Annotated in this window: 23 protein-coding genes and 1 riboswitch; of the genes, 8 read left to right on the forward strand and 15 right to left on the reverse strand. The window is 60.0% G+C overall.

Translation table 11 applies throughout. The features are described from left to right. Positions 1-17: 17 nt before the first annotated feature. Positions 18-953: a phytanoyl-CoA dioxygenase family protein gene (locus tag GA0061100_RS03760; RefSeq protein WP_075851297.1), complete on the reverse strand. Its 936-nt coding sequence runs from the start codon at positions 951-953 to the stop codon at positions 18-20. A gap of 134 nt (positions 954-1,087) precedes the next feature. Between GA0061100_RS03760 and GA0061100_RS03765 the strand changes: the two genes are divergently transcribed. Then, positions 1,088-1,951, forward strand: a complete 864-nt coding sequence (locus GA0061100_RS03765; RefSeq protein ID WP_075851299.1) for a helix-turn-helix domain-containing protein — start codon at positions 1,088-1,090, stop codon at positions 1,949-1,951. On the opposite strand, the gene pdxR is transcribed toward GA0061100_RS03765, so the two are convergent. Further along, positions 1,941-3,368, reverse strand: coding sequence for a MocR-like pyridoxine biosynthesis transcription factor PdxR (gene pdxR / locus GA0061100_RS03770; RefSeq protein WP_075851300.1), 1,428 nt, complete (start codon positions 3,366-3,368; stop codon positions 1,941-1,943). The genes GA0061100_RS03765 and pdxR overlap by 11 nt on opposite strands. A 94-nt stretch (positions 3,369-3,462) precedes the next feature. Between pdxR and GA0061100_RS03775 the strand changes: the two genes are divergently transcribed. Both GA0061100_RS03775 and GA0061100_RS03780 read left to right on the forward strand, forming a co-directional pair. Next, positions 3,463-4,146, forward strand: a complete 684-nt coding sequence (locus tag GA0061100_RS03775; RefSeq protein ID WP_075851302.1) for a pyridoxamine 5'-phosphate oxidase family protein — start codon at positions 3,463-3,465, stop codon at positions 4,144-4,146. 92 nt (positions 4,147-4,238) lie between these two features. Next, complete coding sequence (locus tag GA0061100_RS03780; RefSeq protein ID WP_075851304.1) at positions 4,239-4,901, forward strand: GNAT family N-acetyltransferase; 663 nt, start codon at positions 4,239-4,241, stop codon at positions 4,899-4,901. A gap of 22 nt (positions 4,902-4,923) precedes the next feature. Here the strand turns inward: GA0061100_RS03780 and aac(6') are convergent, their stop codons facing one another. After that, positions 4,924-5,364, reverse strand: a complete 441-nt coding sequence (gene aac(6') / locus GA0061100_RS03785) for an aminoglycoside 6'-N-acetyltransferase (RefSeq protein ID WP_075851305.1) — start codon at positions 5,362-5,364, stop codon at positions 4,924-4,926. Between the two features lie 133 nt (positions 5,365-5,497). On the opposite strand from aac(6'), the gene olsE reads away from it, so the two are divergent. From olsE to GA0061100_RS03810, 5 genes are all read left to right on the forward strand, one after another. Then, positions 5,498-6,493 carry an ornithine lipid hydroxylase OlsE gene (olsE, locus tag GA0061100_RS03790; protein ID WP_075851306.1) on the forward strand — a complete coding sequence of 332 codons (996 nt, stop codon included), beginning with the start codon at positions 5,498-5,500 and terminating at the stop codon, positions 6,491-6,493. 221 nt (positions 6,494-6,714) lie between these two features. Beyond that, positions 6,715-10,038 (forward strand): thiamine pyrophosphate-dependent enzyme, encoded by a 3,324-nt coding sequence (locus tag GA0061100_RS03795; protein ID WP_075851308.1) that lies wholly within the window; start codon positions 6,715-6,717, stop codon positions 10,036-10,038. A gap of 247 nt (positions 10,039-10,285) precedes the next feature. Next, positions 10,286-11,431 (forward strand): PspA/IM30 family protein, encoded by a 1,146-nt coding sequence (locus GA0061100_RS03800; protein WP_075851310.1) that lies wholly within the window; start codon positions 10,286-10,288, stop codon positions 11,429-11,431. Positions 11,432-11,434: 3 nt separating this feature from the next. Then, positions 11,435-12,088 (forward strand): OB-fold-containig protein, encoded by a 654-nt coding sequence (locus GA0061100_RS03805; protein ID WP_075851312.1) that lies wholly within the window; start codon positions 11,435-11,437, stop codon positions 12,086-12,088. Beyond that, a complete protein-coding gene (locus GA0061100_RS03810; protein WP_083961264.1) occupies positions 12,085-13,803 on the forward strand; it encodes a flotillin family protein in 1,719 nt (572 codons plus the stop codon). Before GA0061100_RS03805 ends, GA0061100_RS03810 begins: the two co-directional genes overlap by 4 nt. Positions 13,804-13,886: 83 nt before the next feature. Here the strand turns inward: GA0061100_RS03810 and olsC are convergent, their stop codons facing one another. From olsC to GA0061100_RS03870, 12 genes are all read right to left on the reverse strand, one after another. Further along, positions 13,887-14,732 carry an ornithine lipid ester-linked acyl 2-hydroxylase OlsC gene (gene olsC / locus GA0061100_RS03815; RefSeq protein ID WP_075851313.1) on the reverse strand — a complete coding sequence of 282 codons (846 nt, stop codon included), beginning with the start codon at positions 14,730-14,732 and terminating at the stop codon, positions 13,887-13,889. 299 nt (positions 14,733-15,031) lie between these two features. Beyond that, on the reverse strand, positions 15,032-15,421 hold the full coding sequence (gene crcB / locus GA0061100_RS03820) for a fluoride efflux transporter CrcB (protein ID WP_075851883.1): 390 nt from the start codon (positions 15,419-15,421) through the stop codon (positions 15,032-15,034). A 23-nt stretch (positions 15,422-15,444) separates the two neighbouring features. Then, positions 15,445-16,815 (reverse strand): voltage-gated chloride channel family protein, encoded by a 1,371-nt coding sequence (locus GA0061100_RS03825; protein WP_075851314.1) that lies wholly within the window; start codon positions 16,813-16,815, stop codon positions 15,445-15,447. A gap of 115 nt (positions 16,816-16,930) precedes the next feature. Further along, a riboswitch (Fluoride riboswitch) is annotated at positions 16,931-17,019 on the reverse strand. A gap of 62 nt (positions 17,020-17,081) precedes the next feature. Continuing rightward, positions 17,082-17,906, reverse strand: a complete 825-nt coding sequence (locus GA0061100_RS03830) for a class I SAM-dependent methyltransferase (protein WP_075851316.1) — start codon at positions 17,904-17,906, stop codon at positions 17,082-17,084. A 41-nt stretch (positions 17,907-17,947) separates the two neighbouring features. Next, positions 17,948-18,991, reverse strand: coding sequence for a Gfo/Idh/MocA family protein (locus GA0061100_RS03835; protein ID WP_075851318.1), 1,044 nt, complete (start codon positions 18,989-18,991; stop codon positions 17,948-17,950). 8 nt (positions 18,992-18,999) lie between these two features. Next, positions 19,000-19,785, reverse strand: a complete 786-nt coding sequence (locus tag GA0061100_RS03840; protein WP_075851319.1) for a ThuA domain-containing protein — start codon at positions 19,783-19,785, stop codon at positions 19,000-19,002. Between the two features lie 164 nt (positions 19,786-19,949). Next, positions 19,950-20,291 (reverse strand): DMT family transporter, encoded by a 342-nt coding sequence (locus GA0061100_RS03845; protein WP_075851320.1) that lies wholly within the window; start codon positions 20,289-20,291, stop codon positions 19,950-19,952. Positions 20,292-20,310: 19 nt separating this feature from the next. Further along, positions 20,311-20,874 (reverse strand): TetR/AcrR family transcriptional regulator, encoded by a 564-nt coding sequence (locus GA0061100_RS03850; RefSeq protein ID WP_075851322.1) that lies wholly within the window; start codon positions 20,872-20,874, stop codon positions 20,311-20,313. Positions 20,875-20,969: 95 nt separating this feature from the next. Then, complete coding sequence (locus GA0061100_RS03855; protein ID WP_075851324.1) at positions 20,970-22,058, reverse strand: ABC transporter ATP-binding protein; 1,089 nt, start codon at positions 22,056-22,058, stop codon at positions 20,970-20,972. Between the two features lie 93 nt (positions 22,059-22,151). Then, complete coding sequence (locus GA0061100_RS03860) at positions 22,152-23,027, reverse strand: carbohydrate ABC transporter permease (protein ID WP_075851325.1); 876 nt, start codon at positions 23,025-23,027, stop codon at positions 22,152-22,154. 1 nt (position 23,028) lies between these two features. Next, positions 23,029-23,934 (reverse strand): carbohydrate ABC transporter permease, encoded by a 906-nt coding sequence (locus GA0061100_RS03865; RefSeq protein WP_075851326.1) that lies wholly within the window; start codon positions 23,932-23,934, stop codon positions 23,029-23,031. Between the two features lie 71 nt (positions 23,935-24,005). Next, positions 24,006-25,271: an ABC transporter substrate-binding protein gene (locus tag GA0061100_RS03870; protein WP_075851327.1), complete on the reverse strand. Its 1,266-nt coding sequence runs from the start codon at positions 25,269-25,271 to the stop codon at positions 24,006-24,008. Between the last annotated feature and the right edge of the window lie 109 nt (positions 25,272-25,380).

The raw sequence follows: 25,380 nt of genomic DNA on the forward strand, positions 1-25,380 counted from the left end.
GGTCGGCCTTCAGCCGCTTACCAGGGCTTGAGACCCAGCAGCTTCTCACCGAGCGGCGTCAGTACGGCCGTCGTTGCATTGTGCTTTTCCCATTCACGGGGATCACCGGGAAAGGCGTCGCGTTTCGGAGAGTCCAGTTCCCGCCACAGACGGATGCGTTCCTCGCGCTCGGCGACATTGTCGTATTCGGCCGGGTGCATGGAGATATACTGCGCCATGCGGACGCGGCTGTCGGAATGGTTGGGGCGGACGCCATGCGCCAGCAGCGAGTTAAAGATCATGAGATCGCCGGGCTCCATGTCGATATTGACGACCGAAAGACCTGTCATGTCGGGGTGCATCGGATCGCGATCGGCCGGCTGCGTCTTTTCCCATTCGTAGAAATGCTCGAAAAGCTCCGGAACGCACTGAAACCCGCCGACATCGCCATCCTGCTTCTTCAGGCTCAGAACGCCCTGGACGCCGATCGGTAGAGGACGGATCGAAGTGTCGACATCCCAGTGGATGAAGCCGTTCGGATTGCCCTTCACCTTCTTCGGCGGGTTGAGGTTGGCACGATCGATCGTGACCCAGAGATCTTCCCGATCCCAGATGTCGACGAAGACATCGTAGATGCGCTTTTCCATCCGGTTGTCCCAGAGATACTGGTGATTGTAGATCTCCAGCATGCCGGTGTTGTTGAGTTCCTTCATCTTGTGCTCGCGCCGCTGCGGCGCATACCAGGTGGAGGAATCGTTCGGGTCCTTCTCGTCAAAACGCCACAAAACGTCGGCAAGCCGCTCGACATTCGCCGCCGGCACCGCCTGGCGCACGATCACATAGCCCCTCGTGATCCAATGCTGCCAGTCGTCCTTTGACAGCACTCTGAGCGGCAACGCCTTCTGGATGTCCTTCAGTTGCGTCGTGACCGAAGATGCGGTCGGGTGAGCGTCTCGTTTCAAGGCAGGCTGCATCGGTTTCCTCCATCTCGCTGGCCCCTTTGTTCTCGGGTGACGGAAGAAGTTGTAGCTTGAACCGGAGTTTTGATGTTGCCCGGCTCTGGCGAATTCTGATACTATTGTGGCCTCAATAATACTATGGACGCCCCATGAGGCCCTATCTCGAAGTCCTGCCCCGTTCGCCGGAAGCATCCTGGAGCATGCTGAACCGTAGGCTCGACGACTGCATCCCCTTCCAGTGGCACCACCATCCGGAATTCGAGCTGACGCTGACGTTGAACTCCATCGGGCAGCGCTTCATCGGCGATCACAGCGGCGACTATGCCGACGGCGATCTCGTTCTCGTCGGACCCAACCTGCCGCACAGCTGGGTTTCGCGCGCCAAGATCGAGGAGGAAAAGCCGCATGTCGCGCTGGTGCTTTGGTTCAACCGCGAATGGCTGCTGCAGATGACGGGCGGCGCCGTCGAATTCCGATCGATCGAGGCGATGCTGCAGCGTGGAGACAACGGTCTGCGCTTTTCGGAAACCACCGCCGCCGCCGTCCGCCACGCCTTCGAAACCATTTTCGAAAAGCCGCCCGTGGAACGCCTTCTGGCTTTGCTCGGCATTCTGGTGAGGGTCGCGGAAGATCGGCAGGCGACGCCGCTTGCAAGCGCGCCGGCTCAGGCTCCGGATCTCAAGGAAAGCCGAGAGCGAATCGACCGCGTCCTGACCCATATGCACCTTCACTATGCGCGTGCGATCAGCCTCGATGAGCTTTCCGATATCGCGGCGCTCAGCGTCTCCGGCCTGCACCGCATGTTTCGCCGCCATACCGGCGGGACGATATCGGACTATCTCATGCGCATGCGCATCGGCGACGCCTGCGCCCGCCTCTCCTCCACCGATCAGGCCATCCACCACATCAGCGATGCCGTCGGCTACAGCTCGCTCGCCAATTTCAACAGGCAGTTCAAGGCTCTGAAGGACATGACCCCGCGCGAATACAGGGCAATGTTCCTCAGGCGCTAACGGACACCTTCGCAAGCAATCTGGCAATCCTCGCCGCCGCCGCATCCGCGGCCTGTGCCTTCATGCGGGCGATGCCGAGCAGCAGTCCGGGTCGCGCAGCGCCAAGATGCAGTGCCGATATCGGCCGCACGGCGAAACCGTTGGCGTTGATGGTCCGCGCGACGGCGACATCATCGGTCTTTACATCGCGGAACCAGCTTGCCAGTTGCAGTCCGCCGCCGCCCGTTCCGATATCAAGCTGTACGCCGCAGTGACGATTGAGTGCCTCGACGGTCGCCGCCATGCGCTCGGCATAAATGGCATTCATGTGCCTCAGATGCGCACGAAACCGTCCCTCGCGCATGAAATCGGCAAGGGCCGCCTGGATATGAACAGGCACGATGGTGCCTCTGAGCCGCTGCACCGCCTCGGTTGCCGCCAGGAGCCTGGAAGGCACGACGGCGTAGGCTACGCGCAGCCCCGGCGCGAGTGTCTTCGAAAAGGTGCCGACATAGGCGACGACTTCGCCGCGATCGATGCCCTGCAAGGCGGCGATCGGGCGCGAGGCATACTGGAACTCACTATCGTAATCGTCCTCCAGCACGATAGCACCGTTGGCGCGGGCGAATTCGAGCAGGGCGAGACGGCGCGGCAGGCTCATGGTGACGCCGGTCGGATATTGGTGCGAAGGGGTAACGTAGATCAGACGCGGCGATGGCCCGGCACCTTGCGCGATGTCGAGACCCTCCACATCGCAAGGCACCGGCACGAGATTGGCTCCCGCCATCCGCAGGATCGCCTGCGCGCTGGCATAACCGGGCTCCTCCATCCAGACGACCTCGCTGGCCGGATCCCCGGGAGAGATCAGCACGCTCGCGAGAAGCCCGATCGCAGCGCCCGTCGACGGGACGATGACAACCTGTTCGGAACGGGCAATCACGCCGCGCGTCGCCGCGATATGTTCAAGGATGGCTTCGCGTAGCTCGCGCACACCGCCATGATCGCTGTAGCCGAGATCATGCACTCGCAAAGAACGGCCCCGAGCGCCGAGACAACGCGCCCAGGCGGCATGGGGAAACGCCGAAACATCAGGCACGCCGGGCTCGAACAATCCCCCGGTCTTGAACTCCGTAATGCGGGGCTGGTTCGGCAGTGGTGCAGCAGCCTGCCCGGACAAGGGCGTCGACGGAAAGCCCGCAACGCGCGTTGCGGCACCGATCGCCGACTGCAGATAGCCCTCCGCCTTCAGACGATCATAGGCATTGACCACGGTCGAGCGCGCGACACCAAGCGAGACGGCCATCGTCCGGGTTGAAGGAACGCGCTGCCCGGCTGGCATTTGACCATGCAGGATACGATCGCGCATCAGACGATAGACCTGCCCCTCCAGGTCACCCGAACTCCGGTCGAGTGCCGGCCATTGCGCCACCGCTATCATGGAACCTCAACTGGTCTGCTAAAAATCAAAAAACTGGTCGTTTATAGCCTACCTCTTTGCTGACAGAGATCAACGCTCAATCGACGAGGATGACATGGCCGATCTCTATCCGCCCGACACCAACGACTACCCAACGACCGAGCGCACTCGCGTCCGGCGCAGCCCGAAGCGCGGCAGCCACGCCCATGCCGATGTTCACGCCATTCTGGATGCGGCCCCGCTCTGTCACGTCGGCTATGTTATCAATGGCGCGCCCTATGTAACGCCGACCCTGCACTGGCGCGAAGGCGATCATGTCTATTGGCACGGCTCGTCGGCGAGCCGCTTCCTGCGCGCCGCCGAAGATATGCCTGTCTGCCTGACGTGCAGCATCATGGACGGCTATGTGATGGCCCGTTCCGCCTTCAATCACTCCGTCAACTATCGCTCTGCCATGGTCTTCGGCACGGCTCGCTTGATCGATGATGTCGAGGAGAAGACGGATGCGCTGCGCCGTTTCGTCGAAGACCTGTTTCCCGGTCGTTGGGACAGCTTGCGGCCGATGACCAAACAGGAGGTCAAGGCAACCTCCGTGATGTGGATGAAAATCGAGGAGGCTTCGGCCAAGGTCCGCAACGGCCCGCCTGGCGATATCGACGAGGCAAATCATCCGGTCTGGGCCGGCGTCCTGCCGATCGAAAGCCGTCTGGTATCGCCGCAGCCGGCGCCCGGCTTGCCCTACGAGATAGAACTGCCACAATCCCTGGCGGGGCTGATACAATCGGGCCGACTCCGCTAGAGCATTGTTTTTACGCAATTCCGAGCACAAAACCGCTTCGCGCTTTTGCCGGAATTGCTCTAAGCTGCATTTGATGACCAAAGGATTTTGACATGGATCTCACGAACTGGAAGGGCGTAGCCCGCCCCGAGCGTATTACCCTTGAAGGCCGCTACACTCGGATCGAGCCGCTTGATGTGGCTCGCCATGGCGACGACCTCTTTGCCTCGGCACGAGCTCCCGGCGCGGAAGATCGCTTTCGCTATCTCTTCGAGGATGCGCCGGCCGACCAAGCTGCTTTCTCGCCCTGGCTCGAGAAAGCCGCATCCAGCGCCGATCCGCTCTTCTTCGCGACGATCGACAAACGGACGGGACACGCCGAGGGCCGACAGGCGCTGATGCGCATCGACAACACGCATGGCGTCATCGAGATCGGCAGCATCCTTTGGGGACCCGCCATCGCCCGCAGCCGCGTGACGACGGAAACGCTCTATCTTTTCGCATCCTATGTATTTGACACGCTCGGCTATCGCCGCTTCGAATGGAAGTGCAACAACCTCAACGAACCGTCGAAGCAGGCAGCCGAACGTTTCGGCTTCGTTTACGAAGGCATTTTCCGCCAGCACATGGTTGCCAAGGGGAAGAACCGCGATACCGCCTGGTTTGCCATGATCGATGCCGATTGGCCGCGTCTGAAGGCTGGCTACGAACGCTGGCTGGCCCCGGAGAATTTTGACGAAGCCGGCCAGCAGAAGACGAAGCTGACATTCGCCTAGGCTCAGTTCCTGTGGCCCCGATCTATAGGAGCTTACGAAAATAGATGACGCGCCTGGTTTCGACGAAGCCGAGCGCCGTATGGAAGGCGTGGCTCGCAAGATTGTCGATCAGGGCATCCGACGCGAATTCCGTGCAATCGGCCGAACGTCCCCAGGCGGCGACCGCCTGGCAAAGCGCCTGCGCCACCCCCTCCCGTCGATGTTCCGGCCGCACATAGATGCCTTCCAGGAACAGGACTGGCGAGGTCTCGCAGCCATTGACGTAATCGTGCCGCAATGTCGCTTCAGCAAAACCGACGACATGACCGGCACGATCGATCGCAAGAAACGCAACGGCATTTTCATTAGCGCGAAATTGCGCCAGTTCCGCACGATGACGTTCGAACGAACTATCGGGCCAAAGCTCGGTGCGCAATCGCACCCACGCCTCCAGATGCTCGTCCGCCGCCTGCTCTATCCGCATGTCTTGATCTCCCATGGAGCTGTCTATCCCCGGCGAACGGAAAAATTTCGCTTTCGACTCCACAATCATCGCGCTACATATCACGCATACTCACGCGCAAATTTTCCGCCGACTAGAATCTGAGGATGATGGAATGACATTTCAAAGCAGTTCGCGTCTTTACGCTGCTGTTTCCTCCCTGCTGTGGCCCGCCATCTTCTGCGCCGGATTGACCGGTGCATATTTCGCCTTCGAGTCGGATATGCATCTGCTCTGGTTTAACGTCGTCTATCTGTCGACAGTGGCGGTGATTGCCCTTTTCGAGCGGTTGATGCCCTACGAGAAAACCTGGCAGAAGCGCGATGGCGAGACCTTCAACGATATTGCCCATACGCTGCTGAACAAGGGCGGCGTGCAGATCGCCGCTGCGATCGGCACCTCTTTTCCGATGGCCGTTGCGACGGTCGCGCAGCCGGCGCTGAGCTATCATTCGCATTTCTGGCCGGATCAATGGCCTATGGCGTTCCAGGTGGTACTCGGCCTCGTCGTTGCCGAATTCGGTCTCTACATGGCGCATCGCCTGGCGCATGAGCATCTGTCATTATGGCGCTTCCACGCACTGCATCACAGCGTCGAACGCCTTTGGGTCATCAACACCGGCCGCTTCCACGTCATCGACACGTTGTTCAAGATAGCGCTCGGCCAGATTCCGCTTTACCTGCTCGGCGCACCACTGCCGGTCTTTCTCTGGATCGGCGCGGTCACGGCTTTCATTGGTCTTTTGACCCATTGCAATGTCGACATGCGCACCGGCCCGCTCGACCTCATATTCTCGACGCCGCGCCTTCATCGCTGGCATCATTCCAAGATTCTTGCCGAGGGAAATACGAATTATGGGGAAAACCTCGTGATCTGGGATCAGCTTCTCGGCACCTTCTACAACCCGCCGCGTCCATCCTCGACCGATATCGGCATCACGGGGAAGGTCGCCAAGGGTTTCCTCGCCCAGCTTGCCCAGCCCTTCTCCAGGAAGGGCCGCAAGGAGATTATCGGCAAGAAGCCCAAGGAACTGATTCTCAAGGAAGAACAGGCCGCAAAAGCTGCCGCTGAAAGGCAACGTGAAGCCGCCTCTATGCGCAAATCGGGCTGACAAAACGCGCGAAAGGCGCACCAGTTTCGCGTTTGGACGGGTGCTTTGTCGCGCATGCCTTGTGGACAGAAACATCGTGAAAAATTGCAGCCCCGCAATATGCGTATTTCGGTTTCAAACTGAGAAGATCTTGTCATTTAACGTGTATTGAAAAAGGCAGGCTGGGGGTTTACCTAACTCCGAGCATTTAATTCAGACGAAAGATCAGGAAAATCATTGAGATGGAAGGGAGGTTTGCCACAGAATACCTTAAGCAACTTCACAGAATATTTTTCATTTCCAGAGAAATAGATCGCCTTGAGCGAGAATTCATCAAGCAAGGCATAGCACATTTCCATGTTTCCGGCGCCGGCCACGAGTCCACGGCGCTTCTCAACGAATTCCTTCAGGACGACGACTGGCTGCATCTGCATTATCGCGACAAGGCCCTGATGCTGGCGCGCGGCATGCCCATTCGTGAGTTCTTTTCCAGCCTGCTTGCGACAGCCAATTCCCATTCCGCCGGCCGGCAGATGAGCGCGCATCTTTCCTCCCGCGCTCTCAATATTACGTCGATCGTCGGCCCCGTCGGCAACAATGCGCTGCACGCCGTCGGCGTTGCCGCCTCCTTGAAGCATAAGCCCGGCATGCCGATCGCCATCTGTTGCGCCGGCGACGGCACCACGCAGCAGGGCGAATTCCTCGAAGCCGTCGCCGAAGCCGTGCGCAGCCAGTACCCCGTTGTCTTCGTCATCGAGGACAACAGCTTCTCCATCTCGACGCGCACGAGCAAGCAGACATTCTTCGACCTGCCAGCTGGCCCGGCCTCCTCTTTCTATGGTGTCGATATCATCCGCACGGATGGCGACGACCTGACCGCATCGCGCGAGGCCTTTCGCAAGGCTGTCCGCCATAGCCGCAACAACCGCACGCCGAGCATCGTGCTTCTGAATGTCGAGCGCCTTTCCGATCACACCAACGCCGACGATCAGAAGACCTATCGCACCCTGCTCGAAATCGAGGCAGGCTCTTCGCGTGATCCGCTGCCGAACCTGCGAGCAATGCTGCAGAAGGCGGGTGTCGACGCCGATGCCCTGCAGAAAATCGAACAGGAACTGATTGCCGAAGTGCAGGCGGAAGCTGCCCTTGCACGCAAGGAAGACGCCCCGAAGGTCGAGCCGGATGCAAAGGCTCCCTACCCCGCCTCGTTCAATGGCAAGGCGGAATATCGCGGCAATGAAAATGCGTCGACGCTGACGATGCGCGAGGCGCTCAATGTCGTCCTCGACAAGCAGCTCGCCGCCAATCCCGATGTCGTCCTGTTCGGCCAGGATATCGAGGACCCGAAGGGGGACGTTTTCGGCGTCACCCGCGGCCTCAGCACGAAATATCCCGACCGCGTGCGCAACGCCGCCCTCACCGAGTCGACGATCGTCGGCACGGCGGTTGGCCGCGCACTCGCCGGCCAGCGCCCCGTCGCCTTCCTGCAGTTCGCCGATTTCCTGCCGCTCGCCTATAACCAGATCGTCTCTGAAATGGGCAGCATGTTCTGGCGCAGCAACGGCGCCTGGGAAGCCCCCGTCATTCTGATGGTGAGCTGCGGCGGCTACAAGCCCGGCCTCGGCCCGTTCCATGCACAGAGCTTCGAAGGCATGCTGGCGCATACGCCCGGCATCGACGTGGTCATGCCCTCCAGCGCCGGCGATGCGGCTGGCCTGCTGAACGCCGCCTTCGAATCGCGGCGCCCGACGGTTTTCCTTTATCCGAAGGCCGTCCTCAACAATTCCGACGGCCGCACCTCCGAGGATCTGGACAAGCATTTCGTCCATCCCGGCCTGTCGCGCCATGTCGCCCGCGGCCGCGACATCACGCTCGTCAGCTACGGCAACACCGTTTCGCTCTGCGCCAATGCCGCAAGCGCTTTCGAGGCCCAGGGCTTCTCCGTCGAGGTGATCGATCTGCGCTCGATCTCGCCCTGGGATGAGAAGGAAGTGCTGGCGAGCGCACGCCGCACACGCCGCCTGATCGTCGTCCATGAAGACAACCGCACCGTCGGCATGGGTGCCGAAATCATCGCGACCGTCACCGAAAAGACCGACGTGCCTGTCGTCGTGCGCAGGCTTGCCCGCTCTGACGCACACATCCCCTTCAACTTCCGCAATCAGCTCGAAACCTTGCCGTCTTACCGCAAGCTCGTCGACCTGATGGCCGAGGTCCTCGAATGCGAGGTGACCTGGCACGAGGAGGACGATAGCGGCCCGACGGCAGCCATCAAGGCGATCGGCTCCGGCCCGGCCGACGAAAACGTTCTGGTGACCGATATGCTCGTCAAGCCCGGCGACAAGATCGAAGTTGGCCAGCTCGTTGCCGTCGTCGAAGCGACGAAGGCCTCGGTCGAAATCTGTGCCAATATCGGCGGTGTCGTGCAGGAAGTCTTCGCCAAGATCGGCGACCAGATCGCCACGGACAGCCCGCTTCTGACTGTTGATGCCAACCGCGATCTGAGCGAGCAGAACTTCGCGCTCGCCTCCGAAATCCAGAACAAGTTCGTGCTACGGCGCCTGAAGTCGCATGTCATCCCGACCCTGCGCCGCCATACCGGCAGCTTCTCTGAAGTCGCCATCAACGGCATCGGTTTTGCAACGGGCGCGCGCTGCGTTACCAACGAAGAAATCATCCACAATTGGCCGAACCGCCGCGCCGACGAAATTCTCGCGCTGACCGGCATCAAGAGCCGCTTCTGGGTCGGACCTGAGGAAGGCACGCTGAGCCTTGCGACAAAGGCCGCGCGCGATCTCCTCAAGCAGAACCAGATCTCGATCCACGATATTGATCTGGTGATTGCCGCCACCGGAACGCCGGACATCGCTACTCCATCACTCGCAAGCCGCGTCGCGGTTGCCGTTGCCGAAGATGGCGTGCGGCCGTCGCTGGCCGCCTACGACATGGGTGCCGCCTGCTCCGGCTATCTCTACGCCCTGCAACAAGCCTATGATTTCATTGCGCAGCAGAACGACGCCAAGGTGCTGATCATCACCTCGGAGGTCCTGTCGCCGCTGCTCGACATGAATGATTTCTCGACAGCGATCCTTTTCGGCGACGCCGCGACGGCCAGCCTTGTGACGAGCCGCGACATGGCGCGCAACCCGCTCTTCACCGCCAGCCGTCCGATCGTCAGCGGCCGTCCGGAGCCGGGCGATCTGCTTTACGTTCCGCTGCCTGACGATGGCGTCATCGCCATGAACGGCCGTTCGGTCTTCACCGAAGCCGTGCATTCGATGACACGCTCGATCGAAAATGCCTGCGTCGACGCCGGCATCGAGCTTGCCAATCTCGATCTCCTGGTGCCGCATCAGGCCAACCAGCGCATCATCGATACGATTGCCAAGCGCAGCGGCCGCCCGGCCCTCAGCGTCATCGAGACCTACGGCAACACCAGCTCGTCAAGCATTCCGCTTGCCATGCTGCATGTCGCCCATGAGCGTTCCGAACCGCTCAACCTCGGTCTCGTGGCCTTCGGCGGCGGCATGACGGCAGGCGCTGCGATCGTGCGGACCGTGAAGTAACCAAAACTCGACCCCAAGCGGTCCATCTTAAATTCTGTGCAGCGCGGTCAATCGGCCGCGCTTTGCATATGGTATTTCCCGATCACCATCACTACGTATGCGCGAAGCTTGGAGCTGAGTTATCGCCAATAGGCGGCGCGAAGCATCAAATTTTCGCAACCTATACGGCCCATCCTTCATTACAATTCATTCATATTTCCCACGCAGTTCCCTTGAAAAGCACCGGAGCGGTGCTTTACTTAAATGCATGGCTAAGGCACACGCACCAACGCACCGCTCTCGTCTGCGATACGATCTCGCTCCCGATGACGCAGCGCGGCAGGCTCTGGACGAGACCTTTGCCGCATACGGGCAGATGATGAAACTCCTGGCGGAAATCGTTCCGGACAGAGCCGGCGCGAATCTCGTCACCCTTCATGATCTCGCCTATGAAACGATCCGCGAACGCACCGCCTTGCCCGCGCGCCTCGTAACACTCGGCCTGCGTGATTTTGCGGCCAATCGAGGCGGGCTTGCCGATTGGAACCGGCTGCCGCTCGATGAAAAGCTCTTTGCTATCAAGGGTCCGTCAGACCTGACAATCTCGACGGTGCGCGGCCGCATTGCCGTGCCCTTCGACGTGGCCGGCTATTTCAAAGGCTGGGACAGCAATATCCCTGCCTATCTGATCGCCGATGGCGGCCACTACGCGATTCACATCGGGGTAACACCAAACTCTCCCCGAACGGAGGATAACATGACGATGCATGAAGGCATTCTTTCCCGCATGGGACGACTGATCGCAGGCCTCGCCAATGCAGCAGTCGACACCGTAGAAGGCGCCAACAAGGTTGCCGTCATCGAGCAGGCGCTGCGCGAGATCGATGCGGCCGCCGATGAAGCGCGCGCAGATCTCGGCAAGGCGCGCGCCGAGGAATACCGCATCCAGGCGCGACGCAACGAGATTGTCGAAGACCTCGATGCACTTGAAGCAAAGATCCGGCTTGCGATCACGGCCGATCGCGAGGACCTCGCCAAGGCCGGCGTCGCGCGCCAGATCGATCTCGAAGCCCAAACCGCCGCGCTCGACAAGGCGTTGGCGGATGCTAATGCACAGATCGATGAGGGTCAGAAGGCGCTCCAGGCTGTCCTTGCCACCCGCCGTGAGGCGGAGGCACGCCTGATCGACTTCAAACGCAGCGTCGCGCGCCATACGCCGGAGGAAGCAACGGGCGGACATCCGCGGCCGACGCCAACCGCCGGTGCGGCACGCGCTGCTGCTGCCGTCTCGCGGCTGACCGGTGTTCCCTCTGGTGAGCCCGCCACCAGCGCCGAACTCGATGAGTTAGACCGCCTGCATCGGGAGCAGGCCATCGAAGCACGCCTTGCCCGCTTCAAGGCCAACGGCCAGTAACCGATGCACCTGTTTCTCGCACCCGAATGTGCGCCCTTTGCCATTGCGGCAATGATCCTGGTTGGACTGACGGCAATCGAAATCCTATCGATGCTGCTCGGCTTTTCGCTGAGCGAACTCATCGGCAAGCCGCATTTCGAAGGTCATGATGGTGTCCTCGCCGGCCTGCTGTCCTGGATCAATATCGGCGGCGTGCCGCTGCTGATCCTGATCATGCTGGCCTTGGGCATCTTCGCCGTGACGGGCTTTGCCATCCAGACGGTGGCCGACATGATCTGGACGCCACTGCCGGCAATCGTCGCTACAGTGCCGGCGCTCGTGGTCACGATCCCGCTTGTCCGACGATCGACACGTACGATCGCCAGGATCGTGCCGCGCGATGAGACTTATGCCGTCGACACCGGTGACCTCGTCGGCCGCACGGGCACGGTCTCCATCGGACCTCTGGATCAGGGGCTGCCCGGCCGCGTCAGCGTCAAGGATGCGCATGGCAACTGGCATCAGCTGCGCGCCTGCGCCGCCAAGGGTGAAAGCCCCTTGCCGATCGGCGCCCAAGTTCTGCTTGTCGACCGCAAGGCCGACATCTTCATCGCAGTTTCCGCCCCCTCGGATCTTGTAAGGTCCGACGACAAATCCTCTACGGAGCAACATCCATGAACGGCCTTTACGACCTTCTTCTTCCCGCAGGCATCGGCCTCGTTCTGATCCTCGGGATCGGCTTCGTCCTTGCCTCGCTCTATGTCCGCTCGAGCCGCGATGAAGCCTATGTGCGCACTGGCCTCGGCGGCCAGAAAGTCGTGCTCGACGGCGGCTCCGTCGTCCTGCCGATCTTCCACTCGATCGCCCGCGTCAATCTGAAAACTCTGCGCCTGGAAGTTCAGCGCGGCGAGAATGACGCGCTGATCACCAAGGATCGCATGCGCGTCGATATCGGCGCCGAGTTCTATGTTCGCGTCAAGCCGGACAGTTCCTCCATCGCTCTTGCCGCCCAGACCCTCGGCAACCGCACCAACGACAGCGAGCAGTTGCGTCAGCTGATCGAGGCGAAGTTCGTCGACAGCTTGCGCTCCGTTGCGGCCACGATGAGCCTCGACGCCCTGCAGGAGCAGCGCATGGATTTCGTCAAGGCCGTGCAGGATGCGGTCGGTTCCGATCTGCAGTCCAACGGTCTCGAACTGGAATCCGTGTCGCTGACGCGCCTCGACCAGACCGATATCAAACACTTCAATGCCAACAACTTCTTCGACGCCCATGGTCTTGCCGCGCTCACTCGCGTCACCGAAGCCCGCAAGAAGGAGCGCAACGAAGTGGTTCGCGATACCGAAGTCGCGATCGCACAAAAGGACCTGGAGGCCCGTCAGCAATCGCTGGCCATCGAGCGGACCAAGCGCGAGGCCGAGCTGAACCAGCAACGCGATATCGCCAACAAGTCTGCCGCGACCCGCGCAGAAACCGCGCAGCAGGAACAGGCCGCCAAGCGTGCGGAAGAAGAAGCCCGCATTGCCGCCGAGCAGGCGATCGCCGAACGCGAGGCGACGGCAAAGCAGGCCCGCGAATCCGCCAACATCGACTCGACCCGCGCCGTGCAGCAGCGCGATACTGAAGCCCGCCGCGATATTCAGATCGTCGCGCAGGAAAGCGCCATCGCGGTCGCTAACAAGAGCCGCGAGGAGTCGGAAGCCAAGGCAAAGGCTGAAGCAGCCCGCGCACTTGCCATCGCCGCGGAAGAAAAGGTCGGCACCGCCAAGGCCGTCGAGATCGCCGAGCGTGAAAAGCAGATTGCCGTGATCGACGCGCAAAAGCGCGCCCAGACCCAGGCAACCGCCGTCACCATCGCCGCTGAAGCTGAAAAGCAGGCCGCGACCGACCAGGCCGACGCCATCAAGACGCTGGCAACAGCAGAAGCCGATGCCGCCATCATCAAGGCCAAGGGTATTCTCGAAACCGGCAAGGCGACGGCCGAAAGCGAGGCACTGCTCAACGAAGCACGCAACAAGCTGAGCCCCGCCATCATCGAATTCGAGATCACCCGCGAGCGCATCCGCATCGTGCCCGCCGCCCTCGCCGAAGCGGTGAAGCCAATCGAGAAAATCTCGGATATCCGCATCTTCGACACAGGCGGCATGCTCGGCCGCAACGCTGGCGGCACGACCGGCGGCAGCGGCGTCGGCCTTGGCGAAGGTCTGGCCGGCCAGCTGCTCTCCTACCAGGCCAACAAGCCGATCCTCGACCGTCTGCTGAAGGAAGCCGGCTTCGATGGCGACAATGCCATCTCGGCGCTGCTCGGCAATCTGGATGGCAAGACCAATGCCGCCCAGCCCGAGGAAGAAGAATATTACGACGACACCGAAGAGACGGATAGGCCTGCCTGACAGCTGTCCGTGATCAATAGAAAACAAAACCCCGGAATCCCTAAGGGATTCCGGGGTTTTGCTATATTAGGCAGCCAGTCAGGTCAGGGCTTCGGACGGTTTCTGAAGGCCTCTGCTTCGGCGTAGAACTTCTTTTCCCATTCCTTGTGATTGTCGAGGCCTTCCTTGATGAAGGGCGTGAAGATCGCCAGATTCATCAAGGCCCAGTTGACGAAGCGGGCCGGGAATTTCAGCGGCTTGACGAAATCGACGAAGAGTACCACGCGGGTCTTGTCGGAATGGTTCCAGGCTTCATGCTCATAGGCGTCGTCGAAGATCAGCGCCTTGCCTTCCTGCCAATGGCAAACCTGTTTGTCGACGCGGATGGCGAGCTTCTCGTTCGGCTCGGGCACGATCAGGCCGAGATGCAGGCGGAGCACGCCGTTATAGGGACCTCGATGGGCGGGAAGATGCTTGCCGGGCTCGAAGATCGAGAACATTGCCGTCGTCAGACCGGGAATCTTCTGAACGGCCTTCCAGGTATTCGGGCATGCCTTGATGTTCTGCTCGGACTTCACGCCGAAGCCAAGAAGGAAGAAGGTCTTCCAGCGCGTATCGGTCGAAATGGTCTTCACGTCGGTGGAGATGTCCTGGAAGGTCGGCAGCTCGCTCTGGCGCAGCAGCACCTTCTCAAGCTCGGCGCGAATGGCCGGATAATCCTTCTCGATCTCGGCCGCCCAGGGGAAAGTTGCCGTGTCATAGACCGGCGGGTTGCCGAGCTTGGCGTACTTCAGATTGAGGCTTTCGGCCCAGGCGACGATGCCCATGAAAAAGCGCGTCATGGCGCTCGGGCGATCCATCGGCGCGATGCCAGCCGTGCCGAAAGTCTGTTCCGGAGCAGGAGATTGGTTGGAAGTGGGAGCAGGTGCGCTCAAGGGACTCTCCGTCATGTCTATCTTTAAGGGCTGTCCAGGGAGGAAGTCTTGGCCGAGGGAATTTGCATACAAATCCCGGTGGGGCAACAGGATCGAATCTTGGGATATTCGTCCGTTACTTCCCGATTGACGCCCGACTCCTTTGTTATGCGGTGATCACAATAGCCGATTATATGAGTTGATTAGTCGAATTTCGCAAGAGAGTCCGTTCGCAACGAGCGGTGGTTTGTCGTGGACAGAAACTCCGACGATTCTCGAGAGGGATTCACCTCAGAATCGGCAAAAATGCGGCGAAATTTGCCGACCCTTCATCGCTATGCCGTTTGAGCCTGAATTATTAGCCGGACAATTGCAAGCCCTGCTATCAAAGCTCCTATCGACAGGGAAACGGACAGGGCGACATAGGCAACGGACGGCATCCATTGGCCACGCTCCCAGAGCGTGACGCTTTCCAGCGCAAAGGTCGAGAACGTCGTGAATCCACCTAGCACGCCCGTTGTCAGAAACAATCGCACCTCCTGCGACATACCGCCGCGAAAGGTGAAGTATTCCGTCAGCAGCCCCATGATGAACGCTCCGAGCACATTGATGATGAGTGTGCCGAACGGAAATTCGATCCCGAGTAGACGTGCAGCAAGCTCGTTGATACCGAGACGGAATGCGCCGCCCAATCCAGCTCCGAGAAACACGACAAGATAGAGCACGACAACCTCCAGCCGTCCTTGCGTCAAACCTTTTCGATCTTATGAATGTTTTCGCTGCGCGTCCGCAAGCCGCGTTCGCGAATGTGGCGAAGCGGCACATCGCCGAGGATCTGTCCGGAGGCTGCACTCTTGGCGATACCAAGCCGCTGCGACAGATAGATGCTGGTATGACCGCTGCAGATATAGGCAAGGAAGCAGGCGACCGCGAGATAGACGGTATGCGTCGCGCCGAAGAGCTCGATGCCCATGATCATACAGGCAAGCGGCGTATTGGTGGCACCGGCAAAGACGGCGACAAAACCCAATCCCGCGAAAAGATCGGCCGGCGCGCCGAGAATGGCCGCAAGTGCATTGCCGAGCGCGGCACCGATGAAGAACAAGGGCGTCACTTCTCCGCCCTTGAAGCCGGCACTTAATGTCACGATTGTGAAGACCGCTTTCCAGAACCAACTCCAATAATCGATATGGGCCGGATCGAAGAAGCCAAGGATCGTCGCATCTCCGGGATTGGGTGACCACACGCCGAGCCCGAGATACTCGCGCGTGCCGAGAAGATAGACGAGACCAATCAGAATCGCGCTGGCAATGACCGGCCTCAGCGGCGCATAGGCACAGAAGCGTTTGAACACCGCCGACGCTCCATGCGAGACCTCGCTGAATAAGCGCGCCATCAAGCCAAAGATCACGCCGGCGATACCGACCTTGATGAGCAGCAGTGCATCGAGATGGAATGCGCTGGCCGGCGTGCCGGCGAGATAGCCTATCTGATACTGGATATGCTCAATGCCCCAGGCATGGCAGGTCCAGTCGGCGGCGATTGCCGCCGCAAGGCTCGGGATCAGCGCTTCATATTGCATGCGCCCGATCGTCAGGACTTCAAGAGCGAAGACCGCACCGGCGATCGGCGTGCCGAAAACCGCGCCGAAGCCCGCTGCTATACCCGCCATCAGGAGAATGCGGATCTCGGCATGGCTGAGCCGGAAGATTTTGGCAAAGGCGCTGGCAATGCTGCCGCCCAACTGCACCGCCGTCCCCTCGCGCCCAGCCGAACCGCCGACCAGATGCGTCAGAACCGTCGAGACAAGAATGAAAGGTGCCATACGCAGCGGCACGCCGCCGCCAGGCTCATGGATCTGGTCGACGATCAGATTGTTGCCGCCCTCCGAGCCGCGGCCGAAACGTTGGTAGACTAGCACCATCAGAAAGCCGGCAACCGGCATCAGGAAGATCAGCCAGGGATGGTCAAAACGCGTTGCCGTCGCCTTGTCGAGGCTCCACAGGAACAACGCGCAGAGCGAGCCGACGACAACGGCCATCGGCACGACCAGAAGGATCCATTTGAACAGGCTGCGAAACTGCTGAAAGCGATGGTGGAAATAGGCGGATGTGGACATCAGCTTGCCCCTCCCGCAAAGCCGATGGACGGTCTTCCGGGGACAGTGAATAAGACACATGGGTGAGATAACGGCAAGAAAACAGGCACGACTCTACTCCTTCGCCTTTCAGGCGCTTTGAGTAGGAGTCATCAGCTTCCCTGGGAAGATCAGAGCAGCGGTTCGGCCACCATGGCCCGGCAGAAATCCATTACCGTTGGATTTTCAATATAGAAACAGCCACCCCGCTGTCAATGAGCCCCGCCGGACACTCCGGACGCATTCTGTCACACCGCCCGCGCAATCATCTCGATTGGCGCAAGCAGACCGGCTTCGACCGATGTGTTGACATTGCTGCTTCGCTCCCCTGCCCGCGGCCCCATCAGCGTGCGGAAACCCTGATCCCGCTGTCCGCCCGCAGCCTTGGCGCGCGCCTCATGTGCCAGCCGGATAGCCAGAGCACTACGGTCCTGCTCCAGTTCCACCGCGAAACCAGCCCCCTCCAGCAAAAGACGATATTCATCGGGGCTGCGCACGAAGCTTGTCTCAAGCTCCATCGCCCAGGGCATCGGAAAGGGCAAGGTACCATCGCGCATCTGCATGATCTCATAAAGGCCGAAACGTCCGCCCGGCGTCAGGATGCGCCGGATCTCCGCAAACAGTCGCGCCTTGTCTTCGATGTTCATGCCGACATGGATGAGCGTCGTACGGTCGAAGCTGCCGCTTTCGAAGGGTAGTGCCAAGGCGCTCCCTTGGCGAAAAGAGACCTGATCCGCCAGGCCGCAACGAGCCGTCAGCGAATTGGCAACCTGAACGAACTCCTCCGTGAGATCGATGCCCGATACGATGCATCCGTAAGAGTCCGCAAAATGGCGGGCAGGCCCGCCGAGCCCAGAGCCGATATCGGCAAGCCGCAGGCCGGCGGAAAGATCGAGGTCCCTGGCGAAATCCACCGTTGCCGCATGACGGCCCAGATGAAATTCATCCACACCCGCCAGGTCGCGGATGCGCAAATTGTCGATATCCTTGCCATCGGCCGCAAGGCTTTGCAGGATCGCCGTTTCCAGCGATCCATGCGTATAGTGGTTGGCAACTTTTTCCTCGGTCGACATGCGTGCACTCCCAAGGCTGTGCCTGAAGATGGCCTGGGGGATCAGACCTTCAGTTCGCGCCGTTCGATTTCCGTTACCATGGCAAGATCCAGCACGCGCTGCAAGTTGGCAGCGTGCCGGAAGCTTGGGTCCTGACTGCTGCCATTCATGACGGCATCCGCGAAGCGCTGATAATTGGTCGGGACCGGCGGCACCTCGATGACCCTCCACGTCGCCGTTTCCGTGTCATCGCCCAGGCAACCGCGCAGTTCCGAGCCGTTCGGGCTGTGGTTCACTTCCAGGCCGCCACGCTCGCCATAAATGCGAAGCTTCAGCTCGTTCAGATGTCCCGTTGCCCAGCGGCTCGCATGCACAACGCCGAGCGCACCGTTTGCGAAGTCGACCGACATAGAGAAACTGTCGTTCGCATCGAGGGTGTATTCGCCGATGCGCTCGCCGGGAGCCTTCGCAAAGGTCTTCAGGCGGGCGAAGACATGATCGATGTCGGTCGCCGCGCCATAGGCGGCGAAGTCGAGGATATGGATGCCGATATCGCCAAGAACGCCGTTCGAGCCGTGCCCGGTCGACAGGCGCCACAACCACTTGGACTCGCTGCGCCAATCACCCCAGGCCTTCGAGACGAGCCAGCTCTGGAGATAGGACGCCTCCACATGCTTGACCGTGCCGATCTCGCCCGAGATCACCATCTCGCGCGCCTTTTGCAGCTGCGCGACGTTGCGATAGGTCAGGTTGACCATATTGACGACCCCTGCCCTTTCGGCAGCTTCCGTCATCTCGAGTGCCTTTTCATAATTCTCCGCGAGAGGCTTCTCGCAGAGAACATGCTTGCCGGCGGCAAGCAGCGGCAGCGTCGTCGGATTGTGAGCCTTGTCCGGCGTGACATTCGTCACGGAATCGAACTCGCCCCAGGCCAGCGCCTCGTCCAGAGACAGAAAGCGCTGCTTGATATCGAACGTATCGCAAAAGGCGGTGAGCCTCGTCGCATCCGTATCGACGGCGCCGACGATTTCGACGCCAGGAATGCGGGCGAAATGCTCCACATGGTTCTTCGCCATGCCGCCCGTGCCAACTACTATGAGACGCATCTGATACCTCAGCGATAACCGGCTTCGCCGGCTTGGTGCAGTTTCGGGCCGCGTTCGACGATCGGCTCCAGTGCCTTTTCGACCGGCACGTTCGGCGCATCATGAATGCTGGCCTGGGTGCCGAGCGGGTTATGAGCCCATTTTACGGAATTGATCAGAACCTTTTGGACCGTGCCATTATGATAGGTCGGATAGGTCTCGTGACCGGGGCGGAAATAGAAGATGTTACCGGCGCCACGGCGCCAGGTCATGCCTGAACGGAAGACTTCGCCGCCCTGGAACCAGGAGATGAACACGGTTTCCAGCGGCTCTGGAACGGAGAACTGCTCACCGTACATTTCCTCGTTCTCGAGCTCGAAATGCTCGCCGAGGCCGGCTGCGATCGGATGGCGGGGGTTGATGACCCACAGGCGCTCGCGCTCGCCGGCTTCGCGCCACTTCAGCGCGCAGGGCGTGCCCATCAAGCGCTTGAAGACCTTGGAGAAATGGCCCGAATGCAGGACGATGAGGCCCATGCCCTCCCACACGCGCTTTGCCACCCGCTCGACGATCTCATCCTGGACGGCGCCGTGATCCTTGTGGCCCCACCACAAAAGGACGTCGGTTTCCTTCAGGCGGGCTTCGCTGAGGCCGTGCTCCGGCTCCTGCAACGTTGCAGTGGTTGCCTGAATACCGGCATCGGCATTCAACGCCTTGGCGATGGTGTTGTGCATGCCTTCCGGATAGATCTCGGCGACGACCTTGTTTGTTTGCTCATGAATGTTCTCGCCCCAAACGACGGCACGAATAGTCATTACGGCACTCCTCTGATACCATTAGGATTGAATAGGTTATGCGATCCAAAGCGCTTTGGGAAAGCGCCGTATTCCAAGCCTCTGTCAGCCCATGTGACGCAAGACATAATGCGTCCAAAGCGATTTGACAAAGGCAAAAACAACCATGAACAACACCTCTGTTTTCAGTGCGACACGGATTTTGAAAAGAGGTTGACGACGAGCACGCCGACGATGATCAAGGCAAGACCGATGATGGCGGCGAGATCGAGTTTCTGGCGAAAAAGCACCACACCCACAATCGAAATCAGCACGATTCCGAGCGCGCTCCAGATGGCATAGGCGATGCCCACCGGAATGACCCGCAACGTTACCGAAAGGCAATAGAAAGCTGCCGCATAGCAGATCATCACAACGATCGTCGGAGCAAGCCGCGTGAACTGCTGCGACATCTGCAATGCCGTCGTGCCGATCACTTCAAGCACGATCGCGACCAGCAGCATTGCATAGACCGATGCGTTCGCCATTCCATTATCTCCGATAGGGTTAGAGCTGTGTGAGCTCGATCAGCCGGTCGATCAGCCTTTGACGGGCGCTCTCGTCCATGTCGTGGCTGCCGAGCAGGTCGGCAAGCCAGATCCCGTCGGCCGCCAACCTGACGATTGCTGCATCCACCGAGGAATCCGTGCCGACATATTCTTCGCTGCGCTCGCGCACCCACTCGTGCCACCGTTGCCGCAATTGCGGCTCGGTGAGCAGCACCATCGTCACCTGTGCCCAATCCTTCGTACCCTCAGGCTGATCGCGCAGGGCCAGGCAGGCATGCAGGTAACCGCGAGTAAAACGACCATGCGGCAACGGATCGGCGCGCATCGCTTCCTCGATCGCGGCATCCAGCCGCTCCAGCAGGCTATCGAACAGTGCTTCCAGAAGCATGTTCTTGCTGGGGAAATGATGCAGCAAACCACCCTTGCTGACACCGGAGGCGCCGGAAACGGCATCCAGCGTCACCGCCGTCATCCCTTTTTCGGAAGCTAGACGCGCCGCCACCTCCAGCAACTGCTGGCGGACGAACAATGGCTGCTTCTTCCTATGGTGCGCAGTGGACATGGCGACATAACATACCAGTTGGACGGTTTCGTCAACGCTCTAATCGGTGACATCTAGACCTAATTGTTTACGGATGATTTCGTGTTGCGTCCTCCTCAGTTTACGGAATGATGAGCAGCGTCCTTCTCATCGAAGATACTGACCTTCGCTGCTTCGACGGCGAAGGCGATTGGCGAGCCGGTCGCAATCGTCGTCATGCCGGGATCGGTGCCGATGATCTTAGAGCCGTCCTTGAGCCGGACGTGGACGAGCGAGCGGTCGCCCAAGCGCTCCACGGTCTCGACCTGGCCGCCAATATCGCCTTTCTCGGCCGTCGTGACGACCAGATGCTCCGGACGGATGCCGAGCGTCAGCCCGGAATTCGCAAGGCCGTTGAGCGCGACAGCCGTCTTGATGACCGAGCCATCCGGCAACGTCGCCGTCGCCAGCCCGCTTGCCTCGCTGAGACCGGCTATGTTGATGAAGTTCATGCCGGGTGAGCCGACGAACTGGGCGACATAGCGTGTCGCTGGGCGCGTGTAGATTTCGACCGGCGACGCCACCTGCTCGATCTTCTTGTTGTTGAGCAGCACGATACGGTCGGCAAGCGTCATCGCCTCCACCTGATCGTGGGTGACGAACACCATCGTCGCACCCAGCCGCTCATGCAGTTGGGCAAGCTCGACGCGGGTGCGGGTACGCAAGCCGGCATCGAGGTTCGACAGCGGCTCGTCGAACAGGAAAACATCGGGCTCACGCACGATGGCGCGGCCGATGGCGACGCGCTGGCGCTGGCCGCCCGAGAGCGCCGAGGGCTTGCGATCAAGCAGATGCGGCATTTCCAGGATCTTCGCAGCCTCCTCGATGCGCCTGGCAATCTCGTGCTTCGGCGTCTTGATATTGCGCAGGCCGAAGGACATGTTGTCGCGAACCGTCATGTGCGGATAGAGCGCGTAGGACTGGAAGACCATCGATACGCCACGCTCGCCGGGCGGCAGTTGGTCGACCCGCTTTCCGCCAATCCAGATTTCACCACTGGTGATCGATTCCAGACCTGCGATCATGCGCAGCAAGGTCGACTTGCCGCAGCCGGAACCACCGAGGAAGACGACGAATTCCCCCCGCTCGATCGTCAGGTCGATGTCGTTCAGAACCTGCACGGCACCGAAATGCTTGGTGAGGGATTTGATATTGATACCTGCCACTTTACGCCTCCTGCGGAAAATTAGAACTGCGTTGGACCTGCCATTCATCCTGCCCCGCCGGCTGTTATCGCCGGAACGGGACTTCCGCATTGGTTATTTGACGGCACCTACCGCAACGCCGCGCGTGAGGGTCCGTTGGAAAATAAGGAAGAAGATCACCGTCGGTAGGATACCGAGCAACGAGGCTGCCGCAATCGCGGTCGGCTCCTGCGTATTGGCGCCCGACAGCACGCCCATGGCGACGGAGACCGTCTGGTTGTTGTTGGAGACCAGGAACACCAGAGGAATCAGGAACTCGTTCCAGGTCCAGATGAAGAAGAAGGTCGCAAGTACCGCAAGCGTCGGCCTGAGCACCGGCACGATGACCATCCAGAGGATCTGCCAGCGGCTGGCATTGTCGATCTGCGCCGCTTCGATGATCTCGCGCGGAAATGTCGACATGACGGACGAGAGAAGGTAGGTGCCGAAAGCCGTATGCAGGACGCCGATGATCAGGATCACCGACAGCATCGAGTCGAACAGGCCGACCTGCTTGGCCATGTAATAGAGCGGATAGACCAGCGCCTCCTGCGGCGCCATGATGGAAATCAACAGGATTACCAGCATGGCCTGTCCGCCGCGCACCCGGCCGATGCCGATGGCATAGGCGTTGAGGAGGCTGAGAACGACGGCCAGAATCGCCGTACATCCGCTGATGAGGATGCTGTTGAAGAGCTTGAGCGGAAAATTGACCGTCACCCAGAAATTCTTGAGCGCCGTCAGGTCGAACGTCTGCGGGAAGGCAAGCGGACCATTGGCGGCATAGTCGGTCGGTGTCTTGATGGCGTTGAAAGCCGCCAGGAAGAACGGAAACAGCGTCCCAGCAAGGAAAACGATCAGGATGGCCAAAACGACCCAGCGGCCAAACCCTCTCTTTTGGCGATGATCCGCCGAGGCGACCGAAGCGGAAATCGAAGATGTGACCGCCATATCAGTGCCCTCCCTCGGTTTGTCTCGATTGCATGCGCAGGAAAACCACACCGAGTATGATGGTCATGATCGTCTGCAGGGTCGCAATCGCTGCCGCATAGCCGACGCGGTTCGTCGTGAAGAAATGATAATAGGACAGATAGGACGGCACCGTCGTCGCATTGTCCGGGCCGCCTGAGGTCAGCACGTAGATCGGCGCGAAGACTTTCAGCGCCGCAATCAGCGTCGTCAGCGCAACCACGAAAATCTCAGGCATGAGCATGGGGATCGTAATGGAGCGGAAACGGCCGAACCAGCTCGCATTGTCGAGCTCGGCGGCCTCATAGAGCGAAGGATCGACGCGCGCCAATCCGGACATGAAGACCACCAGGCAATAGCCGACCTGCACCCAGACGATGACGGCCGAAACCGCCCAGAGCGCATAGCTCGCATCTCCCAGCCAGTTCTTCGCCATGAAATCGAGGCCGATCGCCTTCAGCACCGCATTGATGATGCCGATCGGGTTGAGTATCCATCCCCAAAGGACGCCGGCTGCGGTCAGCGGCAGGATCTGCGGCAGGTAGAAGCCTGCGCGAAAAAAGCTCGACCATGTCTCGCTGAACTGCGCGCTGATATAGTCGAACAGCACTGCCGCCAGCACCAACCCCAAAAGAATGGGCACGATCGTCATCGAGATGATGAACAGCAGCGTATGCTGGATGGAGCCCCAGAAGGCGGCATCCTGCAGCAGCCTCTCATAATTATCAAAACCGACATAACGGGGTGGGATGACGCCGCCCTTCCATGTCGTGAAGCTGATCGCAAAATTGGCGATCAGCGGAATGAGCACTATGACGGCAAACCCCAGCATGCCGGGGATCATGTAGAAATAGTATCCCGCCCTGCCGGCGCTCCTCGACTTATCCATCGAATTCCTCCAGTCCGATACGGCGAGGCGGCGTTTAGAGCCGTCCCGCCGTTGTGATTGTCCCCGATGGGTTACTGGGCTGCCTGCACGTCGTCGTAGGCCTTCTTCAGCCGGGCAGCCAATTGATCAGGCGTCGTGGAGCCGTTCACCAGGCCGGTGGTCGCCTGGATCAGGAGTTCGTAATAACCAGGCACCGGCCAGTCCGGGTAGAAGCCGAGGCCACCCTTGCCGGAAATCTGCTTGAAGAGCTCGACGTTGCGCTTGCCGACCTCATCGGTGATGGCAGCCGGATCTGCATCAATGGCCACACCGCCAAGATTTGCCTGTTCGTTCTGGTTTTCCTTGCTGAGCACCAGATCGATGAACTCATAGGCAAGATCCTTGTTCTTGGCGCTCTTCGGCACCATGAACATGCTGCCAGTCGAGCCGACGGTGTACTTCGGCGTCGGGAAAAGGAACTGGCTCCATTTGAACGTCTTGATGGTGTTGGCAAAATTGCCGTTGTTCCAGGTACCGCTGACGAACATCGGGGCCTTGCCTGATGAGAAGACGTTGGCGGCATCCGTCCCCTTGAGACCGGTCGAATCCTTGGAGATGTAACCCTTGCTTACCCAGTCGGCGATCTTCTGAGCGGCGAAGAGGAAGGGCTTGGTGTCGAGCGGCGCCTTGAGGCCCTGATAATTCTTGACCCAGGTGTCGTCTGCCTGAGTGAGCGCGAGCGTATAAAGCAGATGCTGCGCGTTCGAATCCACCGTGCCGTAGGCAAGCGGCGTAATGCCCTTCTGCTTGAAGTGGTCAAGAGTCGCCTCGAACTCAGCCAACGTCGTCGGCACCTTCAAGCCGTCGGCCTGAAACATGTCGATGTTGTAGAAGACCGAGACGAACTCGCCGAGAGCCGGAATACCGATGATCGGACCCGAGCCATAGACGCCGTTGGCGTCATATTTGCTGAGCTGCGTGTTCGTTTCGTTGAGGACCTTGTCCCAACCGCGTGCCTTGAACTGGTCGTCGAGCGGCGTCAGCAGGCCCTGTGACGCGACGAGGCCTGCCGTGGCGTTGCCCTTGTTGTATTCGAGTACATCGGGAGCCTGATCGGAATTGAGAATGAGACTGCCGGCCTTCTGCAATTGATCGAAGGTCTTCTGTTCGAAATTGACTGTTACATCGGGATGCTTGGTCTTGAATACGCCGAGTGCCTTCGTCCAGGCCACGGCCTGAGGCGTGTCGGGCAGTTCGTACCACCAGACGTTAAATGTCTTGTTCTGGGCTTGCGCTACACCGGCAGCCAACAGAAGCGACATGCCGGCTGTTATCGCCAGCTTCGAAAAAATACTCATATATTCTCCTCCACCATGCGAACCGTGACGGTATCTGTCCGATGACATGGCCCGCGCTGCCACCGGCGTTTTCCTCTTACCTGCACCAAGCGCCCGCCTGTCGCATGGG

The organism is Martinezella hainanensis (assembly GCF_900094555.1).
Classification (GTDB): domain Bacteria; phylum Pseudomonadota; class Alphaproteobacteria; order Rhizobiales; family Rhizobiaceae; genus Rhizobium; species Rhizobium hainanense.